Below are 22,058 nucleotides of genomic sequence, written 5' to 3' on the forward strand. Positions count from 1 at the left end.
GGCTTGATATGTCCATTTCAGGGAATGAGTAATCACTACTGAAATCCATCGATCCCTGTTGCAGAGTGCTGTTCATGCTGATTTCAGTCCTTCAGCAGCGGGAATAGTATTTGTGGGTAAGAGACAGGAATAGAACGCGCGTATCTTGCACAATATTTGATGCCAGCTATTGGCCAATATGACCAACTGTGCAAGAACTCACCCGCGGGCACCTTCTAATGCGTTTGCAAGAGATTCCCAGTGGAAGAGCGCGAGGATTTGGTCAATATTCACTCTGAAAAAACTGAAGTTAGTGATTCTGAATTTCTATACCAACCACGCGACCTACGAGGGTACACCGCCGCGACCCTGAGGCGGAACCACCGCTGGTTTTTGGCTCGCCCGGTCGACTCGGGGACCATCATCACGTGATACGCGTGAGTGACTATGATCTGAAGTGACGAGCCAGGAGGGCCAGGCTCACAAGGACGATCAGGCCAAACCCTGGGTTTCGTCATCAGTTGGTGATGGCTCTTCGTCACCGTCATCGGTCGATGGTGGCTCCTCCTCGTCAGCGTAGTCGTCGATCAGCGGTTCTCCGGCATCAGTTTCCGTCTCGCTGATACCCACGGCAAACGTCGACTGCCCGAACGTGTCGGCTTCGTACTGGATACGCCCATCGGCGGCTCGCGGGCCGACCCGTGTGATTTCGACGGGCCTCCACTCGCCATTGTCGAAGACGTAGAACTTCACCGTACTGTTGTCGGTGTCGTTCGTGAGTTCGGCATTTAGATCGGGCGAGACGCTAAACGTCGTTGTTTTGGCTCCGATGTCGTCGGGATTGAGATCTGGCTCGATAGTGAAGTAGCTGAGGACGGTTTCGCCGGGCTCCGTCGACAGGTCGTCGGTCGACTGGTCGATTTCCGAGACCAAGGTGCTGAGACGCACACCGACCGCGTTGTCTCGGTTCTGGTCCGTCGTGATCATCACCAGGTCGACACTGGTTCAGCCGTTGCGGGCCAGCGACTCGCCGTCGTTATGGCCGATGATGACCGCTCTATCTCGCTTCGCGTTGTCGACGTCGACTGTCGTCTGAGGCCGTCGTTGCTCTCGGAACGGAAAGTCGATTACCTGCGGAACGCCGTCCGCGCGTTCCGAGAAGACGATTTTACAGGGGCGGGGCTAGCTGACTGTTCGAACGCCGAGGTCGTCGACAGGTTGACCGAAATCACCGGTGTCGGCAAGTGGACCGCCCGAATGTACCTGCTGTTCGTCCTCCGGCATCCCGACATCCTGCCGCTCGGTAGTCTCGCCGTCAGACGAGCGAGCAGTTATACGGTGACCCCACCGAGCTGACGCGCGGCGAGATGCGCGAGTTCGCCGAACAGTGGCGGCCGTATCGGAGCGTCGCGACACGATACCTGTGGGCCACATATGAATCGGAGTCCTGAAGCTGGTCGGATCGGTCGACCCCGTTTTGCGTCGCTGATCACACTGGTAGGTAGGGTATACTCTTATGTCTTCGAACTGGTGCTTCGGTGTGAATATCTCAGTGATCGGAAGCGGGTACGTCGGGACGACGCTCTCGGCGTGTCTCGCGGATCTCAGCCACGAGGTGACGGCAATCGATATCGACCCCGTGATCGTCGAGACGATCAACGACGGACAGCCACCGGTGTCGGAATCCGGCCTCGACGATCTCCTGTCGACCCACAGCGGCGACCGACTTCGCGCGACGACATCCTACAACGCGGTCGACGAGGGCGACATGACCTTCCTCGCGGTGGGTACCCCCTCCGAAACCAACGGCCACATTGATCTCGATGGGATCTCGGCGGCCGCCGAAGCCCTCGGCGAGTCGCTCGCTGATGTTGAACGTGGGGACCGACATCTCGTCGTCGTGAAGTCGACGATCACCCCGCCGGGAATCGCCGAGGTCCGAGCGGCACTCGACGAGGGGCTGGGCGAAGTAGCAGGCCGGGTCGAGTTGGCGACCAATCCCGAGTTCCTCCGCGAAGGGAGTGCCGTCTCGGACTTCCTCGATCCCGACAAGCTCGTCTTCGGCACCGACTCGGAGTGGGCCACAGCAACGCTCCGCGAACTCTACGAGCCACTCGTGGGGGACGGGGTGTCGATCGTCGAGACCGACCCCGAGACGGCGATGATGGTTAAGTACGCCAACAACGCGTTTCTGGCGACGAAGATTTCGCTGGCCAACGACCTCGGTAACGTCTGCAAGGAGTTCGGCCTTGACGCCTACGAGGTGCTGGACGCCGTCGGACTCGACGACCGGATCAGCGAGCGGTTCCTACGGTCGGGTGTCGGCTGGGGCGGCTCGTGTTTCCCAAAGGATGTCGAAGCACTGATAGCCGCCGCCCGAAGCGAGGAGTACACACCGCACCTACTGGAGGCAGCCGTCCACGTGAACGATCGCCAACCGGTGCGACTGCTCGACCTGCTCGACGAGCACGTCGACGTAGACGGCAGGCAGGTCGCCGTCCTAGGGTTGAGTTTCAAACCCCAAACCGACGACATCAGGAACTCGCGGGCAATCCCGATCATCGACGGCCTGCTCGAACGCGGGGCGATCGTCGTCGGCTACGACCCCGTTGCGACCGAAAATATGCGCGAACGGTTCCCCGACATCGAGTACGCCGACAGCGCCGCGGAAGCCCTTGCGGGGGCCGCCGGTGCCATCGTCGTCACCGGCTGGGAGGAGTTCGCGGACCTCGACATCGAGTTCGAGGCGATGACCGAACCGGTCGTCGTCGACGGCCGTCGGATCGTCGAGCCGACTGACGGGATCACCTACGACGGACTGACGTGGTAGATGGTCCTACGACCGACGAGAGTCGACCAACTGCGACAAGCCGTCTTCGAGCGTCACTGTCGGCGTGTAGCCTAGCCCCTCGCGGGCCTTCGTGATGTCAGCTTCGCTCCGTTCGATATCGCCGGGTCGTGGGTCGACGTGGACGACCTCCGAGTCTGTGTCGGTGACCCGCTGGACTGTTTCGGCCAGCTCGCGGATCGTGATGTTGGAGCCGGTGCCGATGTTGTAGCTGGTCCCGGTCGACGCGGTCGTTGCCGCACGGAGGTTGGCTTGGACGACATCGTCGACGTGGACGAAGTCCCGGGTTTGCTCGCCGTCGCCCTCGACGGTGATCGGGTCGCCCGACCTCGCCTGATCGAGGAACGTGCTGATGACTCCGCTGTACTGGCCGCCGGTCTGTCGGGGGCCGTAGACGTTGAAATACCGAAGCGAGACCGTCTCAAGCCCGTACCGCTCGGCGTAGATCCGCATGTAGTAGTCGCCCGTGAGTTTTTCGAGTCCGTAGGGGGAAGCGGGCCGTTTCGGGGCCGCCTCGGGGATCGGAATCCCATCAGGGTGGCCGTAGATCGCCGCACTCGACGCGAAAACGACGCGACTATCGTTGGCACTGGCCGCTTCGAGGATATTCAGTGTTGCAGTCCCGTTCGTTTCGTGGCAGACCATGGACTGTTCGACGGAGGCTGGCACACTGACCATCGCGGCTTCGTGAAAGACAATGTCGACGTCCTCCATGGCCGCCGCCACCGTCTCGCGGTCGCAGATATCGCCCTCGATCAATTCCACAGTGGCGGGGAGATTGCTCCGCAAACCAGTCGACAGGTGGTCGAGCACGCGTACGTCGTTGCGGTCGACCAGCGATTCGACGATGTGGCTCCCGATAAACCCCGCACCACCCGTAACGAGAACCGTCTTCCCAGCGAATTCGTAGTCAGGCATCGAGCCGGTCTATCAGACCACGACATAATGTAATGGACCTGCAACTGGATCGTTCTGGAATCGAAGAAGAATAAATACACACCTATGATCCCGATGCGAGACGGTCTCGTGTATGAACCGCTGGCCCAGGGTCGACACCGGCCGATTAGGAACCTCATACCAAGCGTTAGCTTCCCATACAACCAAACTAACAATATCTACCTACTGCTTTTCGGTAGTTAGAAGTTCATTACTAACCCGACTATGTCGAACGCGAGTCGGGTTGCCGCAGTCGACGATCCATACACTCATGTGGTTAATAGGTGGAATTTTTCACATACCAGATAGTAGTAAACACAAAAAATATAGAGTATTTTACTTGTGTGATAATATTTATTTATGTATTTAATACTAACATTTTTAGAAGGTTTAAATATGGATGCTGGAACCTACTGCCGTGTCGGGCCAGTAGTCCGACCATTACCGAACGATAATCTATGCCTACTCCCAACGAATTCGACAGACGGTCGTATCTGAAACTCACAAGTGTCTCGGTCGGCGCTGCCGTAATAGGACTCCAGAGCGGGGTCGTCAGCGCAGCGACGACAGCCGAGCCGAGCGGGTACGGACTCGGCGGCTATGGCTACGGAGCGTACGGAACCCCAAGTGTCGACAGTCCGGTCGCAGTCAGTACCGACAGCGCAACGGATGTCGGTCAGACTGAGGCGACGCTCACCGGAACGCTCAGTGATCTCGGCGAAGCTACCAGCGCAGAGGTCAGCTTCGAGTGGGGACCGATTAGCGATGGTCTCCAGGAAACGACAGACTCACAGCTTCTTTCTGCTACCGAAAAGGTCACCGCCTCTATAGGAGGGCTTACACCCGGAACAGACTACATCTTCCGCATCGTTGCCGCCGGAAGCAACGGAAGCACCGATACAGGAACCGAACGACAGTTTACGACCCGAACCGCCACAGCGGACCTAGAGTCTGAGACGACGCTCCTCCCACGGAATGGCAAGCTCGTCAACGCTCGCTTTGAGTCCGAACACACGGGCTACACCGGCGACGGCTTCGTCAACTTCCGCGAGGCTGACAGTGCCGTCGAGTGGGAAGTCAAGACCGAATCGAGCGCCGACTACGATCTCACGATCCGGTATGCCCTCGGTGCCGACGACCGGACCGGCCAGCTCATAGTCGACGGGATCCAGCAGGGACTCACCGTCGACTCGACCGGCGCGTGGACGACGTGGGAAACCGTAACCGAACGCATTAGCCTCTCGGAGGGTACCTCGACGCTTCGCATCGAGGCCACCGGTGAGGACTTCGGCAACGTCGACAGCGTCGACCTGGATCGAGTCACGACAGAGGAATCGACCGACGAACCGGCCGACGAACTGACCGACGAACCGACGACGAAGCTCCTGATGGCACGGGACGGCGAACTCAAAAACGCCAGTTTGGAGTCCGAACACACGGGGTATGTCGGCGATGGCTTCGTCAACTTCGGCCGCTCGAACAGCTATGTTCAATGGGACGTCGAGTCGGCAGCCACCACCGAGTACGAACTCACGATCCGGTACGCCCTCGGAGCCGACGACCGGACCGGGCTGCTCACCGCCGACGGGAGCCAGCAGGAACTCACCGCCCCTTCGACCGGCGCGTGGACGAACTGGGAGGCAACGACCGCGCGCGTTACCCTTCCGGAAGGAACCTCAACGCTACGCATCGAGGCCACCGGAGAGGACTTCGGCAACGTCGACGCGGCCACACTCATACCTCGTAAGTAGAACCCAGAGGAGACGTGAAACTCGTTACGGCTCCTCCCTAGTGAGAGTGAGCTCAACAACGCCTGCTTTGAGACCGAACACGACGGCTACACCGGCGACGGCTTCGCCAATTTTTATCAGTCCGACGGCTCCGTCGAGTGGGATATCGACAACCCAGCGTCCAACCAGTTCGAACTCATGATCCGCTACGCCCTCGGTGCCGACGACCAAACCGGCCATCTCACCGCTGGCGATAACTAACAAGAACTCACCGTTTACTCGACCGGCGCGTGGAGGACGTGGGCAATCGTAACCGAATGCATTAGCCTCCCTGCGGGCTCGACCGCGCTCCGAATCGAGGCCACCGGTGAGGTCTTCGGCACCGTCGACAGCGTCGAACTCGAACGGATTCAGTAAGCACCGCCTACTCGCTGGTAGGATCCTTTTACTATCTATCGGGTCGGTTCCGCTGGCGGTTCATCGGTGGTGGGTTCGAGCCGTTCCTGAGGGACGGTCACGTGGTCGAGATATCGGATGAGGTGCGTCTCTGGCTCGAACTCGCCAGTCGACTCGACGACCTCTCCTGCGGCGTCCCGAACAAGAAGGTCGAGTTCGTCGACGCCCGCGGCGACGGTCAGACACGCCGTCGAGGAGAAGCGTGGATTGATCTCGATAGTGTAGGCCGTTCCATCGTGAAGGATCTGCTGGATGTTGATCGGACCAGCCGGTTCAAGCGTGTCGTGGATGCCGCGACACGCCGCGTCGACCGCAGACGCGTGACGAGTTACCCCGCGAACTGTCGAGCCCTGCTTCTCGATGGCCTCCTTCGGGACCGTTCCGAGCAGGCGATCATCACTGGTAGCGACGACGCTCGTTGTGTACTCGGTGCCAACAATTCGTTCCTGAACGATGACCCTCTCGGGATCGTCGACCGCCGCAAGGAAAATATCGAGATCACTTTGACTGTCGAGTCGTTCGACCCCGCGACTCCCACGTCCAACGCGGGGTTTCCCGATCAGTGGGTATGCCTTAGCAGGGACCTCGGCAGCGACAGTTCCGAGCCACGTTCGGGGGACCGTGTGCCCAGCCGCTTCGAGTAGGCGGGTGGTCCGGTACTTGTCGCGTGCGATCTCGATCACGTCCTGTCGTGGTGCCACGACTCCGACCTCGGGGAGTACTGTCCGAAGCTCCGGGAGCCGTGGGAGTTCTTCGTCGACCGTTGGGACGATAACATCGACCGCGTGATTTCGGGCGACTTGTGCCATCACGTCGACCCAGTCGCCAGCGGTGGCACGGGGAACTCTTGCTGCCGCGTCGGTCATAAAGAGCCCGGCAGCCTCGGGATCCATATCGACGGCGACCAGCTCGTGATCGGTCGTATCACTGAGCGAGCCTATCGCACCGATGCCAGCAGCGCCGCCAGCACCGGTGATCAGAATGGTTACCATATGTAAGTAGATCGAACGGGATACTATAGTTGTACACCGCTTACTGAAGTCCTTCTCGGCCGGAGTCTCTCTCATGGATGCGATCTGCTTCGATCTCGACGGGACGCTGTTCGACGACCGGCAGTACGTCCGCGCCGGGTTGCTTGCTGCGGCCAACGTTATCGAAGACGAGACCGGCGTCGACATCGCCGCGGAGTTGTTGGCGGCGTACTTCGGGCGTGGGCTCACCGAACGGACCTTCGATCGGGTCCTTGATGAACACGGGCTGTCGACCGACCTCGTCCCAGAGTTAGTGGCTGCCTACCACAGGAATAAAGCCCCAATCGTCCCGTTTCCCGATGCCGAGCCGACGCTCGAAGGCCTCCAGCTGGAGTACGACCTCGCTGTGGTGACCGGCGGGACCAATGGAGAAGCGAAACTCAACCGTCTTGGCATGGCCCACTACTTCGATGCCGTCATCGTCGCGCCGGACCGCGGCTGGTCGAAACGCGGGCCCGAGCCGTTCGGGGCGGTGCTCGGGGAGCTGGACGCAACGCCAGCAGCGACGGCTGTTGTCGGCGACAGGCCAGCGGTCGACTTCGCCCAACCCAACCGAATGGGAATGTTGACAGTCCGGGTCCGGCGCGGCCAGTATGCGTCGGTGGCAGCGAGTGAAGAAACCGAACCGGATCACGAGGTCGACAGTCTGGATGTGGTTCCGGGTGTGCTTCGGCGGGAACAGTCGGCTGTGTAGGCGCAACAAAGGCTGCTCGCCGGGATGAGTAGCTCATCTGAGCCAGCCTATCCGGTCCCGTCTTGGGCTACGTTTCCGGGTCGACGTACCAGATCGTGTACCCACCATTGGCGTAGATCCTGTCAGCACCCCTGTCGGTGCCCAGTCGCTGGAGATCGGACTCGGAGTAGTAGGTGTACTGATCACGAACCGAGGGATCGAGGGATTTCGGGACCTCCGTGTCGTACGGTTTGGTCACGATGTAGGTCTCGTAGCCGTCGACGGCCGTGCCAACCGATTCGTGGGAGGCATATCCAAACCCCCTATCGAGCGTCGCGGATTCGCTGCCGAACTCACGGAACTTCGACACCCCGAAATCGCCGCCGACGCTATACTCCCGCATCTTGTAACTCATGTCGGCGGCGGCACCGACAGCCTCGTCAGACTGGTAGTCGTAGAACCAGTCGGTTCCCTGTTGTTCGGCATACGTTAGATGGTAGTTGTCGTTGTAGGAAGTCATCACCGAGAGCCCCGCTGTCGAGAGGAGCAACACCACAATGAGGAGTTGGACCGCCGTCCCGCGTCCGAACGGCCACGACAGCCGACCAGCGAGCGAACGATAGAGGAGGGTTCCCGCGAGCAGCGTTGCAAACAGGATCATATACCGGGCGTTTCGGATCGGGTTAGAGGCGACAATATAGAAGAATATCCCGACGACTGCGAGGCCGACACCAGCACCGAACTGGGTCGTGAGCCACGCTTCGGCGGGTGAGTACTCCCGTGTCGAGAGATACCAACCGACCGCGCTGAGCACGGCGACTCCTGCGAGCAGTCCTATGACGAACTGTGGTCCGTAGTTCGTGACGAACCCGGTTACCAACTGCTCGACACCGTCGACACTCCGGAGTTGGCCGAAGATCGTGTCCGCGACGGTTTCGGTACCCTCACTTTCACTGCTCCCCCCACCGCTCCCACTGTCGCTGTTAGAGCTGAGTACACGCCCGGCAAACTCCTGGATCTGTGCGAACTGGAGGAACCATGCGAGCCATCCGACGGTCAGCCCGACCGCAAACACCGCCTCGAAGGTGTAGGTGAGCGACTGGTTCGTGAGTCGACCGTATACGAAACGAACCACCAACGACAGGCTGAGTAAGCCGATCAGATAAAGGGTCGTGATCGGATGGAACATTAGGAACGTCAGGCTGAAGATGACGAGTAATACGAGATGCGAGCGCCGCCGGTCGCTATTGTAGGCACCCACAAACAGCGCGAGGACCACTGGCAGGAGCAAAAACGAGAAGATCGCGGGGTGCAGCGAGTGGTGGAACTCCCGGTAGAAGAGCGGCACACTCCAGACCAACACGGCGAGGCCCGCGTTCCGATCACCCAGTATCGTTCGGCCGAGCAGATACATCGAGAGGATATACAGCGGCGTGAAAAACGCTGACAATACCGAGGTAACTGCCTCCAGCCGGATACCGAACGCATCAAGCCCGGCGATCAGGACGTGAATGGCTGGATACCAGTCGTTTGCGGGGATCGCCCCGGTTTCGGTGATCTGTTTTGCGGTTCCGAGGTGGGCCAACGCGTCCGCACTACCACGCCCGTACATCGCCCACCCCCGGAACAATGGAATCAGATGGAAAAGCGCGTACAGCGAACAGATAAACGTAACGCCATAGATCCAGTCGCGCCCACCCACAATGGCCGAACGGAGCACGAGTAGTATGGCAGTCGACAGGCCGAGCAGAAACAGGACCCACAGCGCGGTCGGATACGCTGCGTAGATCGACCCCTCGTAGGTCGTTGCGGGCGGCGTGATCACCAGCCAGATGGCGACGCCCGCATTACTGCATCCGGTAAGCAATAGGAGCAGTGTCCGAACCGTACTGCTGCTAAAAGTGGTGACCGCACGTAGGTGCCTGAACAGATTCGTGTGTGGCGTTCGTTGTGTCATATGTCGTGGTCAAGACTGCGTATACGGCCGACAAACCGATCCACCTGCAAAGTTAGCCACTGACTGTCCGATCGGAACCCGAGAAAGCATCGACTAGTATCGGGCTCGTATCTGGCAAGAGACTCTCCCGCGGGAGGAAGCACGTCTGAGGCGGGGACAGGCGGCGCTGGACGAATCTCCGACCGGTAGGAGACGAGTAACGATGCCCGTTCAGCTATCGACTAAGCCAATGGCAGCCCACGAACCACTCGACGTGTGTTTTCTCATCAACCACCTCGATACCGGGGGGGCCCAGACGCTCCTCCGCAATATCACCGAGTTGGACGACCGATCGAACGTCAGCTACACGGTCTGTTTCGCCGGTGGACCGAACGAACTCGGGGCGACGTTCGAGACACAGGGTGTCGATATGGTCGACTTGGGAGCCCGAATCGATCCCCCACAGTTCGATCCCCGCCCCATCGCACGGACGATCACGTACTTCGGGAGCCACGAGTTCGACGTTATCCACGGCCACCTGCCGTATGGGGCAGTGCTCGCCCGGCTCGCTGGCCAGCGAGCGGATGCCGCGGTCGTCACGACCCACCACAGCGTCCAGCAGAACTATCATCCGATCGAACGGAGGCTCGAAGCCGCCACACGGCGGTACGACGACACGACGGTGTACGTCTCCAATGCGGTTGCTGCTTCCTTCGCCGACCGAGAAACCGATCCCACGACAGCACGAACGATTTACAATGGAATCGACGTGACGGCATTTCGTGAACAGCTCCGGACTGCGGACGGGAGCGGACTGCGAGCAGACCTCGGCCTGACCGACGAGATGCTCGTTCTACACGTCGGACGCTGTATCAAGGCCAAACGCCAACTCGATCTGATTCGGGCGGTCGACCGGCTGATGGATCGACCAGCCGAGCCGGACATTCATCTGGCAATCGTGGGCGGCGGTCCACAGCAATCGAGGCTCGAAGCGGCGGTCGACGACCGGGGGCTGAGCGACTCCGTGTCGGTCGTCGGTCGCGTTCCACCCAAGGCGATTCACCGCTACTACGCAGCCGCCGACGCTTACGCACAGGTCTCGATCTACGAGGGGATGCCGATGACGCTGCTCGAAGCGATGGCTTCGGGACTCCCGATCATCGGCACCGACGTGCCCGGTATTGAGGAGTTCGTCGACCGCGAGACCGGCCTCCTGGTCCCGCCGAAATCGCCGGGGGAGATCGCCGATGCGATGTCGACGCTCACGAATGTCGACCGTCGAGCACAGCTGGCAGAGGCGTGTCTCGCCCGCGTGACTACTCGGTACGGGATCGAGCGAACCGTCGACGCTTACCACGAAATATACGAACAAATCACGGCTGAAAAACGACCACTAGGCCGGGTTGCGACGACTACTCTCTCTCGTTGATCGACTGTGTGGAGTCGTTGTCCGATTCGGGGCCATCATCTGACTTAGTGTCTTCATCGTCCGACTCGGCGTCTTCTCCATCCGACTCCGTGTCGTCGTCTGACTCCGTATCGTCGTCTGACTCCGTATCGTCGTCTGACTCCGTATCGTCGTCTGACTCCGTATCGTCGTCTGACTCCGTATCGTCGTCCGGCGATCCGCCGTCATCGTCTGTTTGTTCGCTATCGTCATCGGACCGCTCGGTTTCGGAATCGGATCGAGATTCGCCTTCGTTAATTTACCCATCCGTATCCGTTCCCTGCGTATTCTCTGTGGTGACCTGGCCGCCCTCTTCTCCCTAGAGGTGAACGTACGCGACACGGTCGGCCCCTTCAGCAGTCGGCTCGTCCGGTGCATCCCCACGGTAGAGGTAGTGTGTGAGTCGGAGATTCGAGCCGTTGAGCTGGGCGTCGGCCTCGTACTGTTGCCGCCACAACTGGCCGGGGGAAAGCGTATTCGAAAACCGGTCGACTTCGGACTGTTCGATGACGACGGAGCTGTTACCAGTCGAGGCAACCCGGTCAATCGTTACAACGACGGTAAACCGGGTCTCGGTCATTTCACCGTTCCGAACACCGAACTGGAGGTTGTCTTGGTCGTCGATGGGAAGCTCGGAGGGGTAGCCGCTAGCAGTGAGATCCCCACTCTCATTTTCGGTCAGCAGATACAGTTCAGTAGGCGTCTCACCCTGTTGTGGAACCGAAACCGCGTACGCGGCACTCCCCATCGATACCAGTAGGCTCGTGATCACAACAAGCCGCACTAACCCGCCGACCGGTCCCCCGCGACCGATCGAGCGGGCGGCTGCGACGAGGTGGCTCCCGACGGCAGGCACATACCGATCGGTGGGGTCAAGACTCGCTCGTCGACCAAGGGCGATGAGGACACAGCCGACGATCACAGCCGTAAGTCCGATGGCGAACCGATCGGTGGTAAAGCCGACGGTCGCCCCGAGGGCGATCCCGACGAGACTCGAAACAGCGACGCTTGCAGCCAACGACAATGTGAGCCGGACGAGTATCCGGGCTTCATCCGACTCGTCGGCTGCGAACCGGCCAAAGAACCCCGCGGTTGAGTCGTCAGATCGCGCGAGGATCGGTTCTGACCGGGTGAAGAGGGCAGAAACGAGCGCATACCCAGGGAGCACAAACAGGAACGGGAGCCCGCTTACCGCCCGAACGGACTCCCGAACCGGAAGGAGCGACGTTTGCATCGCGCTTATCACGACTGTTAGTACGGTGAGGATCGCGAGGTCGCTGCCGAGCCGGTTCCACGTCCGCGCGTCGATGACAGAGTCGGCCATTGATCCCAGACCTCACCACCGTTCCCAATAAGTATAGATTCCCTTCTGGCCAGTACAACTGACATAAACGGTCGTTTGGTATGGCATAGGTCGACGAGCACCGAGAACGCGATCGAAAGGGGCCACTCGGCCGCGGCCGCTGCGCCGTCAGTGGGTACTGCTCGGACAAGAGACAGCGTTTGGGAGTACCTACTCCGAGTAGTCGATCTATTCTTTAGTTGGTGGTTGGTCTACGGCACGCCGATGGACAGTCACACGTTGGGTAGAACGCCGGGCGAGAGGAGAGCGACGATCGTTAGGAGTCGCTGGTCGAGGGGACCCGACCGTCGACAGCGACACCACTGTCGATGGATCCACCAACCGAAGCGGGAGTCAGGTCGTGATCAGAGGGGGCTCTCAGTACGCACTCGGGGAGTCGACCGCTCGGAGCGCGTCTACACACGACAACTGAGACGACACGAGCAGGCAGCTGGGTGGAATTGATGTCGGATTCGGATATCGGCGTCCGCGACAAGCTCCATGCGCTCCGCATTATCGCCTCCTACGATCCGAAGCTCGTCTCGTTGATCGTCGTCTTCGGGGTCGTTACGGCACTGTTCGAGGGAGTCGGGATGGCGCTCATACTGCCGGTCATCGAAGTCGCGCAGAACGGACCCTCGGGGGAAAATCCGTCGGGAATCGTTGGCGGGTTCCTCACCGTCTACGAGTTGTTGGGAATCCCGTTCACGCTCGAATACATCGTCGCCGGATTGATCTCGGTGATCACCGTGCGGTACATGACGAGTTTCGTTGTCGCGTACCTCCGTGAGTCTCTCCGGACACAGTACATCCGCGAGCTCCAGCGGTCGGCCTACGACGCCGCCCTCAGTGCTCAAATCTCCTTTTTCGACACCCGGGGCTCCGACGAGATCCTCAACGCGATCATCACCCAAACGTTCTATGCCGGACGGTCGATCAAACGGATCGTCCAGATGTTTCAGCAGCTACTGCTCTCGATGATGTATCTGGGGATCGCGTTCTACCTCGCACCACTGATGACGGTTATGGCGATTGTACTGCTCGGCGGGATGACCTACCTCGTCCGGAACGTCATCGAGCCAGGGTACGACATCGGCGACCGTGTCGCTGAATCCAACGAACGGATTCAGGAGTCCGTCCAAGCCGGAACACAGGGGATCAGGGCCGTGAAGCTGTTCGGACTCCGCGATCGGTTCTTCGGTGCCTTCGAGGACGCCGTGAACACGTTCACGCGTGCCTCAATCAAACTCCGGCGCAACGACGCGCTGATCACGAACGTCTACAACTGGCTGAGTGCGGTGACGGTCTTCATCCTGATCTATATCGCGATCACCATCGTCTCGCTGTCGCTCAGCAACCTCGCGCTATTCTTCTTCGCCATGTTCCGGCTGGCACCCCGAGTGAGCACCCTCAATCAGAGGCTCTACCAGATTGAGGGCGATCTCCCGCACGTCATCAGAACCCAACAGTTCATCGACGAACTGTCGACCGAACGCGAGCAGGTTGGCGGCGACCGGCCGGTCCCTTCGCCTATCGACGCGATCGAATACCGGGATATCACCTTCTCGTACGATGGCAGCGAGACCGTCCTCGAGGACTTTTCGGTGACCATCCACGAAGATGAGTTCGTTGCCTTTGTTGGCACCTCCGGCAGCGGCAAGTCGACGCTCGTCTCGCTCCTGCTGGGAATGTACCCGGTCGAAAGCGGGCAGATCGAAATCGGAAACGTTCCGCTCGACGAACTCGACATCGACAAGTGGCGTTCGAATGTCGCGGTGGTCCGGCAGAGCCCTTACATCTTCGACAACACCCTAGAATTCAACATCACCTTCGATCGGGATCACGTTTCCAGAGCTGAGCTGGAGGAGGTCTGTCGGATCGCCAAGGTCGACGAGTTCTTCGAAGAGCTGCCCGAGGGGTTCGACAGCGTACTGGGCGACGACGGCGTCCAGCTCTCAGGGGGGCAGAAACAGCGTGTTGCCCTCGCCCGCGCGCTGCTGAAGGACGCTGACGTGCTCGTGCTCGACGAGGCTACGAGCAACCTCGATACCAACCTCGAACGGGAGGTCCAACGCGAGATCGAGGCGATGGATCAGGAGTATACGGTGATCGCTATCGCCCATAGACTGTCGACCGTCGAGAACGCCGACTGTATCTACACCATCGAGGACGGACGGATCGAAGAGTCCGGCCACCACGGTGAACTCCTCGCTCAGGACGGACAGTATGCAAGTCTCTATCAGACGCAGGTCGGCCCGTAGGCGAGACACGTCTACCAGTGGGGTCGCCGACGGAGCACAACTGTCGTAAGCAGTATTGGATCGTAGTGCCACCCAACCGCGGGTTGCAATCCGGTAATGCGTACCTAACAAACCGGCTACCACCGGTCGACTACTTCCATAGTATGGCATTACGGAGCACAGAACAGTCTCGTGGACCGACCTTCCCGGAGCGGGCATACGAGGCGTATGATCGTGTCGGGTTTGCCGGGTTTACCCGAAAAGCTGTGTCATACGTCCTGTTCAAGAATCGATTCGCCGGGAAGATACATCATCCAGCAGATAAACTGCTACACCGGTATCGGCATTATCGCTCTCCGTCGGAGTTCAGTGATGCGAACCCATACAAGATCATCACCGTCGCCCCCGAGAAGATCAGATACAAACTCCGACTCGACGATCCTGACCGGGATGTCGGCTACTTCTACTGGTGGGACGAACGGAACCGGGTGTACGACGGGCCGTGGGACCGTCAGCGTGTGAATTTCCGGGAGTTCCATAGCACACTGTACGATTGTTTCAAATCCCATTTCCAAGAGGGTCTTCCGTGGGCTGACACGACGTTCGTCCAGCAGCAGTTCGACCGCGTCGACCGGGGCGAATCGACGTGGCATCGCTGTTCGTCCCGACAGGACGTACGTGACCGTTGTGCTCGACTCGATCGGGTCTGGAACGATATCACGACGAACGGCTACCGTCGGCAGGCCGAGGTAAACGACATCCCCGATTGGCGGAAGGACTACGCGGAGGTGATGGTCAACATCGGCCGTGACGGCGAGCTGTTACAGAACTCGGACGGCAAACACCGACTCATGATGGCTTGTCTCGCCGGGATCGACGAGATCCCGGTGTACGTCATCGTTCGACACAAACAGTGGCAAGGACTCCGGAACGCGATCCGAAGCGGTGAGGTCGATGACTATCCCTCACACGCCGATCTGGAGGACCTCTCGAGGAGCGACTGATCTTGAGATATTGAACGGGAGTCGACCGTCACGAGCGACCAACCGATCCGACGGAGACCTATAACGGATCAAGGAGTCCTACCGTATGAGGCCCGTCTTTCGTAGCGTCGAGACGAGATAGAAACGCCAGCCTAAGATGTCCCTGCTTTTGTACGTGTTTATTCGTTTCTGGAAATAGTGATTATAGAAGTCGTCGAAATGGTCCAGATCTACGTTCTCGTGCCCGTATCCCCGTAGAAACCGATCGAAGCAGCGGTCATACTGCCGCCACCGCCACGGGCGTTTGATTTTGAACACCTCGAGACCGACTTTCGGCGAGACCAGATCGTGGATGGGGTCCCGCTCGTCGAGATACCCCAAATCGGTGAGATAAAACGTCTCGCCGTCGTACAGTACGTCGTTGAACTGCAGTTCACTGTGGGTATGACCCAGCTCATGGAGCTTCCGCAACCGGCTCCCGAACCGCTCGTAGGCATCCGGCAACAGTCGGTCCAGTAAGCTCTCAGCGTCGACGTACTCCGTAATGAGTGACTGCCCGGAGACGTCGACAGGCCTGATAAACTCCAGTCCATCGATCGATGGGATGTCATTGGCGCGTCGTAAGTTCTCGAACTCCTTGGTCAGGATCGCCGACTCACGATCGACCCGCTTTTTGAAATAACAGTTGTCCTCGGAGACGAAAAACTGCGCCGTCCCTACTTTATCGATCCGCTCGAACTCGGGATCCGTCCGTTCCATCGTGCACCAGTAGTCACCTTACTACCTGATAGTTACACTCCAGTTTGCTGTCGCTCACGACAGTTAGGGAGTTCTTGTACTCCCGTATGTCGCCGAAAACGGGTCGTCACAGCGTCACTACCGGCCGAAAGGAGGAGACTGGGTGGTACTGTACCACAGAGGCGTATTGGGGCGGATCTACTTCGATTTGATCGTCATCTCGACGAACCCGGTTCCGTCATGATAGTAGACACCAACGGAGCCCCACTCCGACTCCGCGGAGTCGTCGGTAATTCCGTACTCGTGGGCCCCCAGATCCGGCGCATCCCCGGTGAAATCGATGCCGTCGATGTCTATCCCGGCGTCGATCGCAGGACTGTCGTCCCGCAACCGAAGGAAGTCGGACGCGGATCGATCGGTCGATCTGAATTCGGGGTCCGAAATGTCGAGATCCCACATGTTCGACTCGCTCGTCACACCGTTGTGGAGCGTTTCCTGTCCCTCCCCGTTCTCGTAGCTGAGACAGTTGTAGACCTCGTGGTCCCCACCGAACCCTCCGGCGATACCGTAGCCGTCGTTGTTGTAGGCCGTACAGTTGATGAGCGTATCGCCCTCGGGCGAGTAGAAACGGAACCCCTTCGTGCTGTTTCCGTATGTCACGCACCGAATGAAGGTGTTGCCACCACCACTGTCGGTGTTGGCCGATTTGATGCCGTTGCCGTCTCCGTTGCTGTCGTAGCCGTTGTCGTAACAGACGGTGTTACGAACGACGATGTTGGTCGAGGTCCACAGGTCGACGCCATCGTCAGAGTTGTTGTAACACTCACAGTCGACGATCCGGCCGTTGTTCACGCCGGACATCACGATCCCGTCAGCGTCCTCCCCGCCGGTTGCCGGATCGTGATTGTTATACGAGACGATGTGCCGCATGTCGACGTTTTCGCCATCGCTGATGTGAATCCCGGAGTTGCCGTTGTCGTGGAGATCGAGATTCTGGAAGACGAAATCCCCGCCGGTGTGCGAGCGGATCGCGACGGACGAACACTCCGAGAGTTCGAGGTTTTCGACGACCCAGTGTTCCGGTGCGGCGTCTTCGATAAAGTGAAGCCCGCCCGTGATATCCCACTCGGAGCTTCCACCCTCCCATCTGAGGTGTGGATACTCGTCGGGGTCGCCCGTGATCGTGATCGGCTCGTCTCCCGACCCGGAGGCCTCGATTTCGACGGGAGTTCCGTTTTCGTACTGGTACTCGCCGCTGCCGACGTAGATAACGTCGCCAGCCGAGACGCGACTCACCGCCTCGTGTAGCGAGGCCAGTGGACTGTCTTCCGTTCCTTCGTCCGAGTCGTCGCCGTCCGTCGAGACGTAGTAATCTGCATCCACCATTGTTAGCTCGTATCGAACCAGAGGTCGCCTTCCTCGCCGTCGGGTTCCGTCTCTTGGACGTAGACCTGCCCGGAGAACCCGCCGAGCCGAGCGAAGGGTTCCCACGAGTCACCATCGCCGAGATAGATCCGTTTCGTGTCCGTTGCGAGGAACTTCGCGCCCGATTTCGGGTCGTACTCGTCCTTGTTGGCGTCGACGTCGCGGATTTCGACGTCAGTATCGAGTTTCTCGAAGTTGTCGTTCAGGGGCGTATGCCAATCGCTTGCTCCTTTATCCGGTGTGTTGTAATCGTTGTTGCGTGTCATATTCAAATCACGTGCCCGATGTATCGAATCACGAAGGCACCTGTTATCCGTAGTAAGGTGCGCTTACCGTGTTCGTATTCGGCGTATGCCAGAGAGATTGTATAAGAGTTCTTACTATGATGAATTATTGATATGCAAATTGAAGTATGAAACAGTAACCTGTGACTATGTGAGCGTAAAACTACAATAGATGATATTTATCTGGCCTCAGCAGCGGGTCGTGGCGGTAATAGAGACCTACTAAACGCGGTAAGATCAAGTTACATTTGTTAGACAGATTGTACTTGCTCCCCGAATCCATATCTGATCTATAACTAAGCGGATATCGTCACATCGTTTCCGGAACGACCACTCATGACACGGCTTCTATCCGCAGCGAGCGGCAACCGCACACGAAACGCGGGACCGTCCCTTCGAATCCTTCGGATCTCCAGTGACATCTATCCCGACATCAGCGGCGGATTGGGCCTCCACGTCCATCACCTGTCACGCGAACAGGGGGCCCGTGACCACGAGGTCCACGTGCTCGCCGCCGACAGAGTCGACGGCCCGAAACCACGCCGGGAGGAACGTAACGGCTACACGGTTCACTACCACCCGGAGTTGGCCGCGCCGTTCGGCAACAGCCTCTGCCCCTCGATCGGATGGAGTCTCTACAGACTCGTCGACGAGTTCGACGTGATCCACGCCCACTCACACCTGTTTTTCGCGACGAACCTGGCTGCCCTCGCCGGGCGGCTCACCGAGACACCGCTGGTGATCACGAACCACGGGCTCCTCTCACAGACCGCACCACTGTGGCTCCAGAAGGCCTATCTCCCGACTGTTGGCCGGTTCACCTTGGAGGCTGCCGACGCCGTGATCTGTTATACCGAAACCGACAGTCGCCGGATCGACGACCTCGGCGTCGACGTCAGAACACCTGTCATCCACAACGGGATCGACTGTTCGATGTTTCGGCCCATCACCAATGCCCGCTCGGAACGCAAACTGCTGTACGTGGGTCGCCTGAAAGCGGCCAAAGGCGTCCATCTGCTGGTCCGGGCCTTCGTCCGTCTTAAATCCGAGTTCCCAGAGCTGTCGTTGAAACTGGTGGGCGACGGTCCACACCGGGGCAAGCTCGAATCGCTCGCGGCCGAGTTGGGGGTCGGTCAGTCGGTCACGTTTACTGGGCGGGTTCCCAACGAGCAACTACCGGAGCTCTACACCGAGAGCACGCTGTTCGTCCTGCCGAGCCGAAACGAGGGGATGCCCCGGACCGTCCTGGAGGCACTGGCGTGCGAGACGCCAGCCGTGACGAGCCAGCTCCCACAGCTCGAAGCAGTGCTATCCGACGGTGGCCTGACTGTGGCCGATCCGAGTCCCGACAGCCTCGCCGAAGCGATCGGTGAGCTCCTGCGGAACGAGGCCCGTCGGCGAGCGATGGGTCAGGCAGGGAGACAGCGCGTCGTCACCAACCACTCGTGGGACACGGCCGTCGATGAGACCCTCGAAGCGTACGAGACGCTGCTCGGCAACCGGTCGACGACCGGGTCGAACCAGCTGGTGACCGATGTTCGGGGGAGTCTCGACCGATGAGCATTCCACCCGGCGAGCTCTCGGCGTCGACCGCTGACGGTTCGGTCGACCCCGATATCGAGCAGGCCCGACTCTTCTGGCCGTTTTTCATCGGCACCGACAACCCGATCTCCTACCTCTACCAGCAGATCGCCCCCCACATTGGCGCGATGGGGTTCGACGTGACAGTCATGGCCTCGGGCGACCACGGACTCGCCGACGCCGACACCGTTCGGACGGTTCCGACCGCGGCATTCTACACCTGGCGCGGTCGCCTCGCGGTCGCCCGGCAGTCGCTCAAACAGTACGACCTGCTACACACGGGCGGGATTCCGGCGCTCCACTACCCGATCGCACTGCTGAACGGGGCCCGAAACCCGGCGGCAGCCCACGTCCACACGTACCGGATCGATGCCGACGAGGATGCCGACCGGACCCCGACGAGACTCCGGCGACGGCTCGGACGGCGAGCCAACCGCACGACCGCAGTCAGCGAACACACTGCCGCCACCGTCCGGTCAACGTTCGGCCTCGATCCGGTCGTCATCTACAACGCCGTCGACACCTCACTGTTCCATCCGAGCTACGAGCGGCCCACCATCTTCGAGACGGACGCCGCCGACCGTCCGGTGATCGTCTTCGTCGGGAGCTTCGAACGGCGGAAGCATCCACTCGACGTGATCGCCGTCGCCGAGCAGCTTCCGGAGGCGACGTTTCTCCTGATCGGTGGCGGCGGCGCGGATTCCCGGGACGAGATCGTCGCCGAGCGCGCCGCTGCGGTCGACAACGCACACGTCGTCGGGCGCCTTGCGAAGGACCGACTCCCGGCAGTGTACGCCAACGCCGACGGGCTGTTGTTCCCTTCGACGATGGAGGGCTGTCCAAACGTCGTTCTGGAGGCCTTCGCCTGTGGCACGCCCGTGGTCGGCTACAACGCGACATCGATGCCCGAGCTGGTCGTCGACGGCCAACGGGGGTATCTCGCCCCCGTCGGCGATATCAGCGGACTGGTCGACGGCGTCCAGTCGGTGTTGGCTGACACGGAAAACCGGTTGGGCACCAACGCACGGGGCTACGTCCACCGGAACCACAGCTTCGAGACGATCGCACGGCAGTACGCCAGCGTCTATCGCAGCGTGCTTGCGGACTGACCGGAGCCGACGAATCGCTGCGAGCGCGTCGAAGACCGTTCGTGGGCCGTGTTCACACCTGTTTCCGAAGCACGGTCCCGTACGCTCGGGCGACGGTGGCGATATCGAACTCGGCTTCGAAGAGACGCCTACTGGTGGTGCCCAGCTGTCGACGAGCCTGTTCGTCGGTCGCAAGGAGCGACACCGTCTCGACGAGCGTCTCAAAGTCACCGTCGGCAAACCCCGCAAGCGATCTCTCACCGGCGATCCGTGCCGGGTCGACCGCCAAGCTCGCAACCGGAGTGCCGACCCGCCACGCCTCGAGGAAGGTGTTTGGAAACCCTTCGTAGGCCGAGGTCGAAACGAGACAGGAGGCGTTCCGATAGTAGTCGTGGACCCGCTTCGGGTCGACGGCCCCCTCGTAGTGAAGATTGTCGAGCGCGTCGATCCGTTGGCGCAGTTGATGGTGATACGACTCGTCGCTGCTTGCGGGGCCGACGATTCGGAACTCGGTGTCGGGCGCTGCGGCCGCGATGTCTACGAACAGATGTGGGCGTTTCTGCTCGGGGTCGAGGCGGCCGACCCACAGCACGTACTCGCGGTCGTGGTAGGCGACCGCGTCGTCTGTTGGGGGATACCCGTTTGGGATGACCGCTGGCTCGCGGCCGTACTGCTGTCGAACCACCGCGGCCTGCTTCGGCGTCTGTGCGATGATCTCGGCTGCCCCCCTCAATCCTCGCTTGAACAGCCGCCGTCTGAGCGATCCGAGTTGGGCCGGGCGCTTGGTTAGGTTGGCGTCGTTCGCCACGTTGTACACCCACGGTTTTCCGAGGATCGCGGCGAGAGTAGCCACCACAGCGGCAAACGCTGGCGTTCCACGGTGGAGGTAGACATCGGCATCGACCTGATACATCGTGCCTGCCAGATCGGCGAGCCGACGAACCGGTGTCGTCAGTGACGGATCGGCGTGTGGATCGTACGTCCGGTGAAGCACGATCCCGTCGCGGTGGACTCTTGCGGGCTGGCCGTAGTCGGCGACGATAACGTGCACATCGAACTCGTCGGCCAATGCCGCGGCAAGCAATGAAAGCTGACGCTCCGCACCGCCACCGGTAACCCCCTGTCCGTCGACGAAATAGCCATACGAGTCGAGCGAGATCAGACAGACACTAGGGGTACTCATCGCGTCGACTGTCAGCTATCCGTTGGTTAGTTAGTATCCGCCTTCTGGCCGTCGACGACAGTTTCGATGCAGATTCGACACGATCCGACTCTGTAGACAGACCGAAGAAACCATCACGTTTTACTGCAAACCTCGGATTTTAGACTGGTAGTATCCGT

18 protein-coding genes and 1 pseudogene are annotated in these 22,058 nt (G+C 60.0%); 9 read left to right on the forward strand and 10 right to left on the reverse strand.

Features of this window, described 5'->3' with window-relative positions; all coding sequences use genetic code 11:
* Nucleotides 1–471: 471 nt before the first annotated feature.
* Nucleotides 472–966, reverse strand: a complete 495-nt coding sequence (locus O2S87_RS11040; protein WP_475408846.1) for a PGF-pre-PGF domain-containing protein — start codon at nucleotides 964–966, stop codon at nucleotides 472–474.
* On the opposite strand from O2S87_RS11040, the pseudogene O2S87_RS11045 reads away from it, so the two are divergent.
* Nucleotides 892–1,430: pseudogene (locus O2S87_RS11045) on the forward strand (DNA-3-methyladenine glycosylase family protein). The gene O2S87_RS11040 and the pseudogene O2S87_RS11045 overlap by 75 nt on opposite strands.
* A gap of 89 nt (nucleotides 1,431–1,519) precedes the next feature.
* Nucleotides 1,520–2,809, forward strand: coding sequence for a UDP-glucose 6-dehydrogenase AglM (gene aglM / locus O2S87_RS11050; RefSeq protein ID WP_475408847.1), 1,290 nt, complete (start codon nucleotides 1,520–1,522; stop codon nucleotides 2,807–2,809).
* Between the two features lie 6 nt (nucleotides 2,810–2,815).
* Here aglM and O2S87_RS11055 read toward each other — a convergent pair whose 3' ends face one another.
* The gene (locus O2S87_RS11055; RefSeq protein WP_475408848.1) at nucleotides 2,816–3,745 is read right to left on the reverse strand and encodes an NAD-dependent epimerase/dehydratase family protein; all 930 of its coding nucleotides are present in this window, start codon (nucleotides 3,743–3,745) and stop codon (nucleotides 2,816–2,818) included.
* 476 nt (nucleotides 3,746–4,221) lie between these two features.
* Between O2S87_RS11055 and O2S87_RS11060 the strand changes: the two genes are divergently transcribed.
* Nucleotides 4,222–5,514, forward strand: coding sequence for a carbohydrate-binding protein (locus O2S87_RS11060; RefSeq protein WP_475408849.1), 1,293 nt, complete (start codon nucleotides 4,222–4,224; stop codon nucleotides 5,512–5,514).
* 24 nt (nucleotides 5,515–5,538) lie between these two features.
* Here O2S87_RS11060 and O2S87_RS11065 read toward each other — a convergent pair whose 3' ends face one another.
* A complete protein-coding gene (locus O2S87_RS11065; RefSeq protein ID WP_475408850.1) occupies nucleotides 5,539–5,733 on the reverse strand; it encodes a hypothetical protein in 195 nt (64 codons plus the stop codon).
* Between the two features lie 212 nt (nucleotides 5,734–5,945).
* Entirely contained in the window at nucleotides 5,946–6,941 is a 996-nt protein-coding gene (locus O2S87_RS11070) for an ATP-grasp domain-containing protein (RefSeq protein WP_475408851.1), read from the reverse strand.
* Nucleotides 6,942–7,014: 73 nt separating this feature from the next.
* Between O2S87_RS11070 and O2S87_RS11075 the strand changes: the two genes are divergently transcribed.
* On the forward strand, nucleotides 7,015–7,674 hold the full coding sequence (locus O2S87_RS11075) for an HAD family hydrolase (RefSeq protein WP_475408852.1): 660 nt from the start codon (nucleotides 7,015–7,017) through the stop codon (nucleotides 7,672–7,674).
* 67 nt (nucleotides 7,675–7,741) lie between these two features.
* On the opposite strand, the gene O2S87_RS11080 is transcribed toward O2S87_RS11075, so the two are convergent.
* On the reverse strand, nucleotides 7,742–9,610 hold the full coding sequence (locus tag O2S87_RS11080) for a hypothetical protein (RefSeq protein ID WP_475408853.1): 1,869 nt from the start codon (nucleotides 9,608–9,610) through the stop codon (nucleotides 7,742–7,744).
* 229 nt (nucleotides 9,611–9,839) lie between these two features.
* Here O2S87_RS11080 and O2S87_RS11085 point away from each other — a divergent pair, with 229 nt between their 5' ends.
* Nucleotides 9,840–11,018: a glycosyltransferase gene (locus tag O2S87_RS11085; protein WP_475408854.1), complete on the forward strand. Its 1,179-nt coding sequence runs from the start codon at nucleotides 9,840–9,842 to the stop codon at nucleotides 11,016–11,018.
* A gap of 337 nt (nucleotides 11,019–11,355) precedes the next feature.
* Here O2S87_RS11085 and O2S87_RS11090 read toward each other — a convergent pair whose 3' ends face one another.
* On the reverse strand, nucleotides 11,356–12,360 hold the full coding sequence (locus O2S87_RS11090; protein ID WP_475408855.1) for a DUF1616 domain-containing protein: 1,005 nt from the start codon (nucleotides 12,358–12,360) through the stop codon (nucleotides 11,356–11,358).
* Between the two features lie 482 nt (nucleotides 12,361–12,842).
* On the opposite strand from O2S87_RS11090, the gene O2S87_RS11095 reads away from it, so the two are divergent.
* Nucleotides 12,843–14,639: an ABC transporter ATP-binding protein gene (locus O2S87_RS11095; RefSeq protein WP_475408856.1), complete on the forward strand. Its 1,797-nt coding sequence runs from the start codon at nucleotides 12,843–12,845 to the stop codon at nucleotides 14,637–14,639.
* Nucleotides 14,640–14,782: 143 nt separating this feature from the next.
* Nucleotides 14,783–15,622 carry a hypothetical protein gene (locus O2S87_RS11100; RefSeq protein WP_475408857.1) on the forward strand — a complete coding sequence of 280 codons (840 nt, stop codon included), beginning with the start codon at nucleotides 14,783–14,785 and terminating at the stop codon, nucleotides 15,620–15,622.
* 78 nt (nucleotides 15,623–15,700) lie between these two features.
* On the opposite strand, the gene O2S87_RS11105 is transcribed toward O2S87_RS11100, so the two are convergent.
* The 3 genes from O2S87_RS11105 to O2S87_RS11115 all read right to left on the reverse strand — a co-directional run bounded on the left by O2S87_RS11105 (nucleotide 15,701) and on the right by O2S87_RS11115 (nucleotide 18,030).
* Complete coding sequence (locus tag O2S87_RS11105; protein ID WP_475408858.1) at nucleotides 15,701–16,360, reverse strand: BUD32 family EKC/KEOPS complex subunit; 660 nt, start codon at nucleotides 16,358–16,360, stop codon at nucleotides 15,701–15,703.
* Between the two features lie 177 nt (nucleotides 16,361–16,537).
* Complete coding sequence (locus O2S87_RS11110; protein ID WP_475408859.1) at nucleotides 16,538–17,725, reverse strand: right-handed parallel beta-helix repeat-containing protein; 1,188 nt, start codon at nucleotides 17,723–17,725, stop codon at nucleotides 16,538–16,540.
* Between the two features lie 2 nt (nucleotides 17,726–17,727).
* Nucleotides 17,728–18,030, reverse strand: a complete 303-nt coding sequence (locus O2S87_RS11115) for a hypothetical protein (protein ID WP_475408860.1) — start codon at nucleotides 18,028–18,030, stop codon at nucleotides 17,728–17,730.
* Nucleotides 18,031–18,384: 354 nt separating this feature from the next.
* Between O2S87_RS11115 and O2S87_RS11120 the strand changes: the two genes are divergently transcribed.
* A complete protein-coding gene (locus O2S87_RS11120) occupies nucleotides 18,385–19,608 on the forward strand; it encodes a glycosyltransferase family 4 protein (protein WP_475408861.1) in 1,224 nt (407 codons plus the stop codon).
* Nucleotides 19,605–20,738 carry a glycosyltransferase family 4 protein gene (locus tag O2S87_RS11125; RefSeq protein WP_475408862.1) on the forward strand — a complete coding sequence of 378 codons (1,134 nt, stop codon included), beginning with the start codon at nucleotides 19,605–19,607 and terminating at the stop codon, nucleotides 20,736–20,738. The genes O2S87_RS11120 and O2S87_RS11125 overlap by 4 nt, the downstream gene beginning before the upstream one ends.
* A 52-nt stretch (nucleotides 20,739–20,790) precedes the next feature.
* Here O2S87_RS11125 and O2S87_RS11130 read toward each other — a convergent pair whose 3' ends face one another.
* Entirely contained in the window at nucleotides 20,791–21,900 is a 1,110-nt protein-coding gene (locus O2S87_RS11130) for a glycosyltransferase family 4 protein (RefSeq protein WP_475408864.1), read from the reverse strand.
* Nucleotides 21,901–22,058: the final 158 nt, after the last annotated feature.

This window comes from Halohasta sp. A2 (assembly GCF_056175805.1).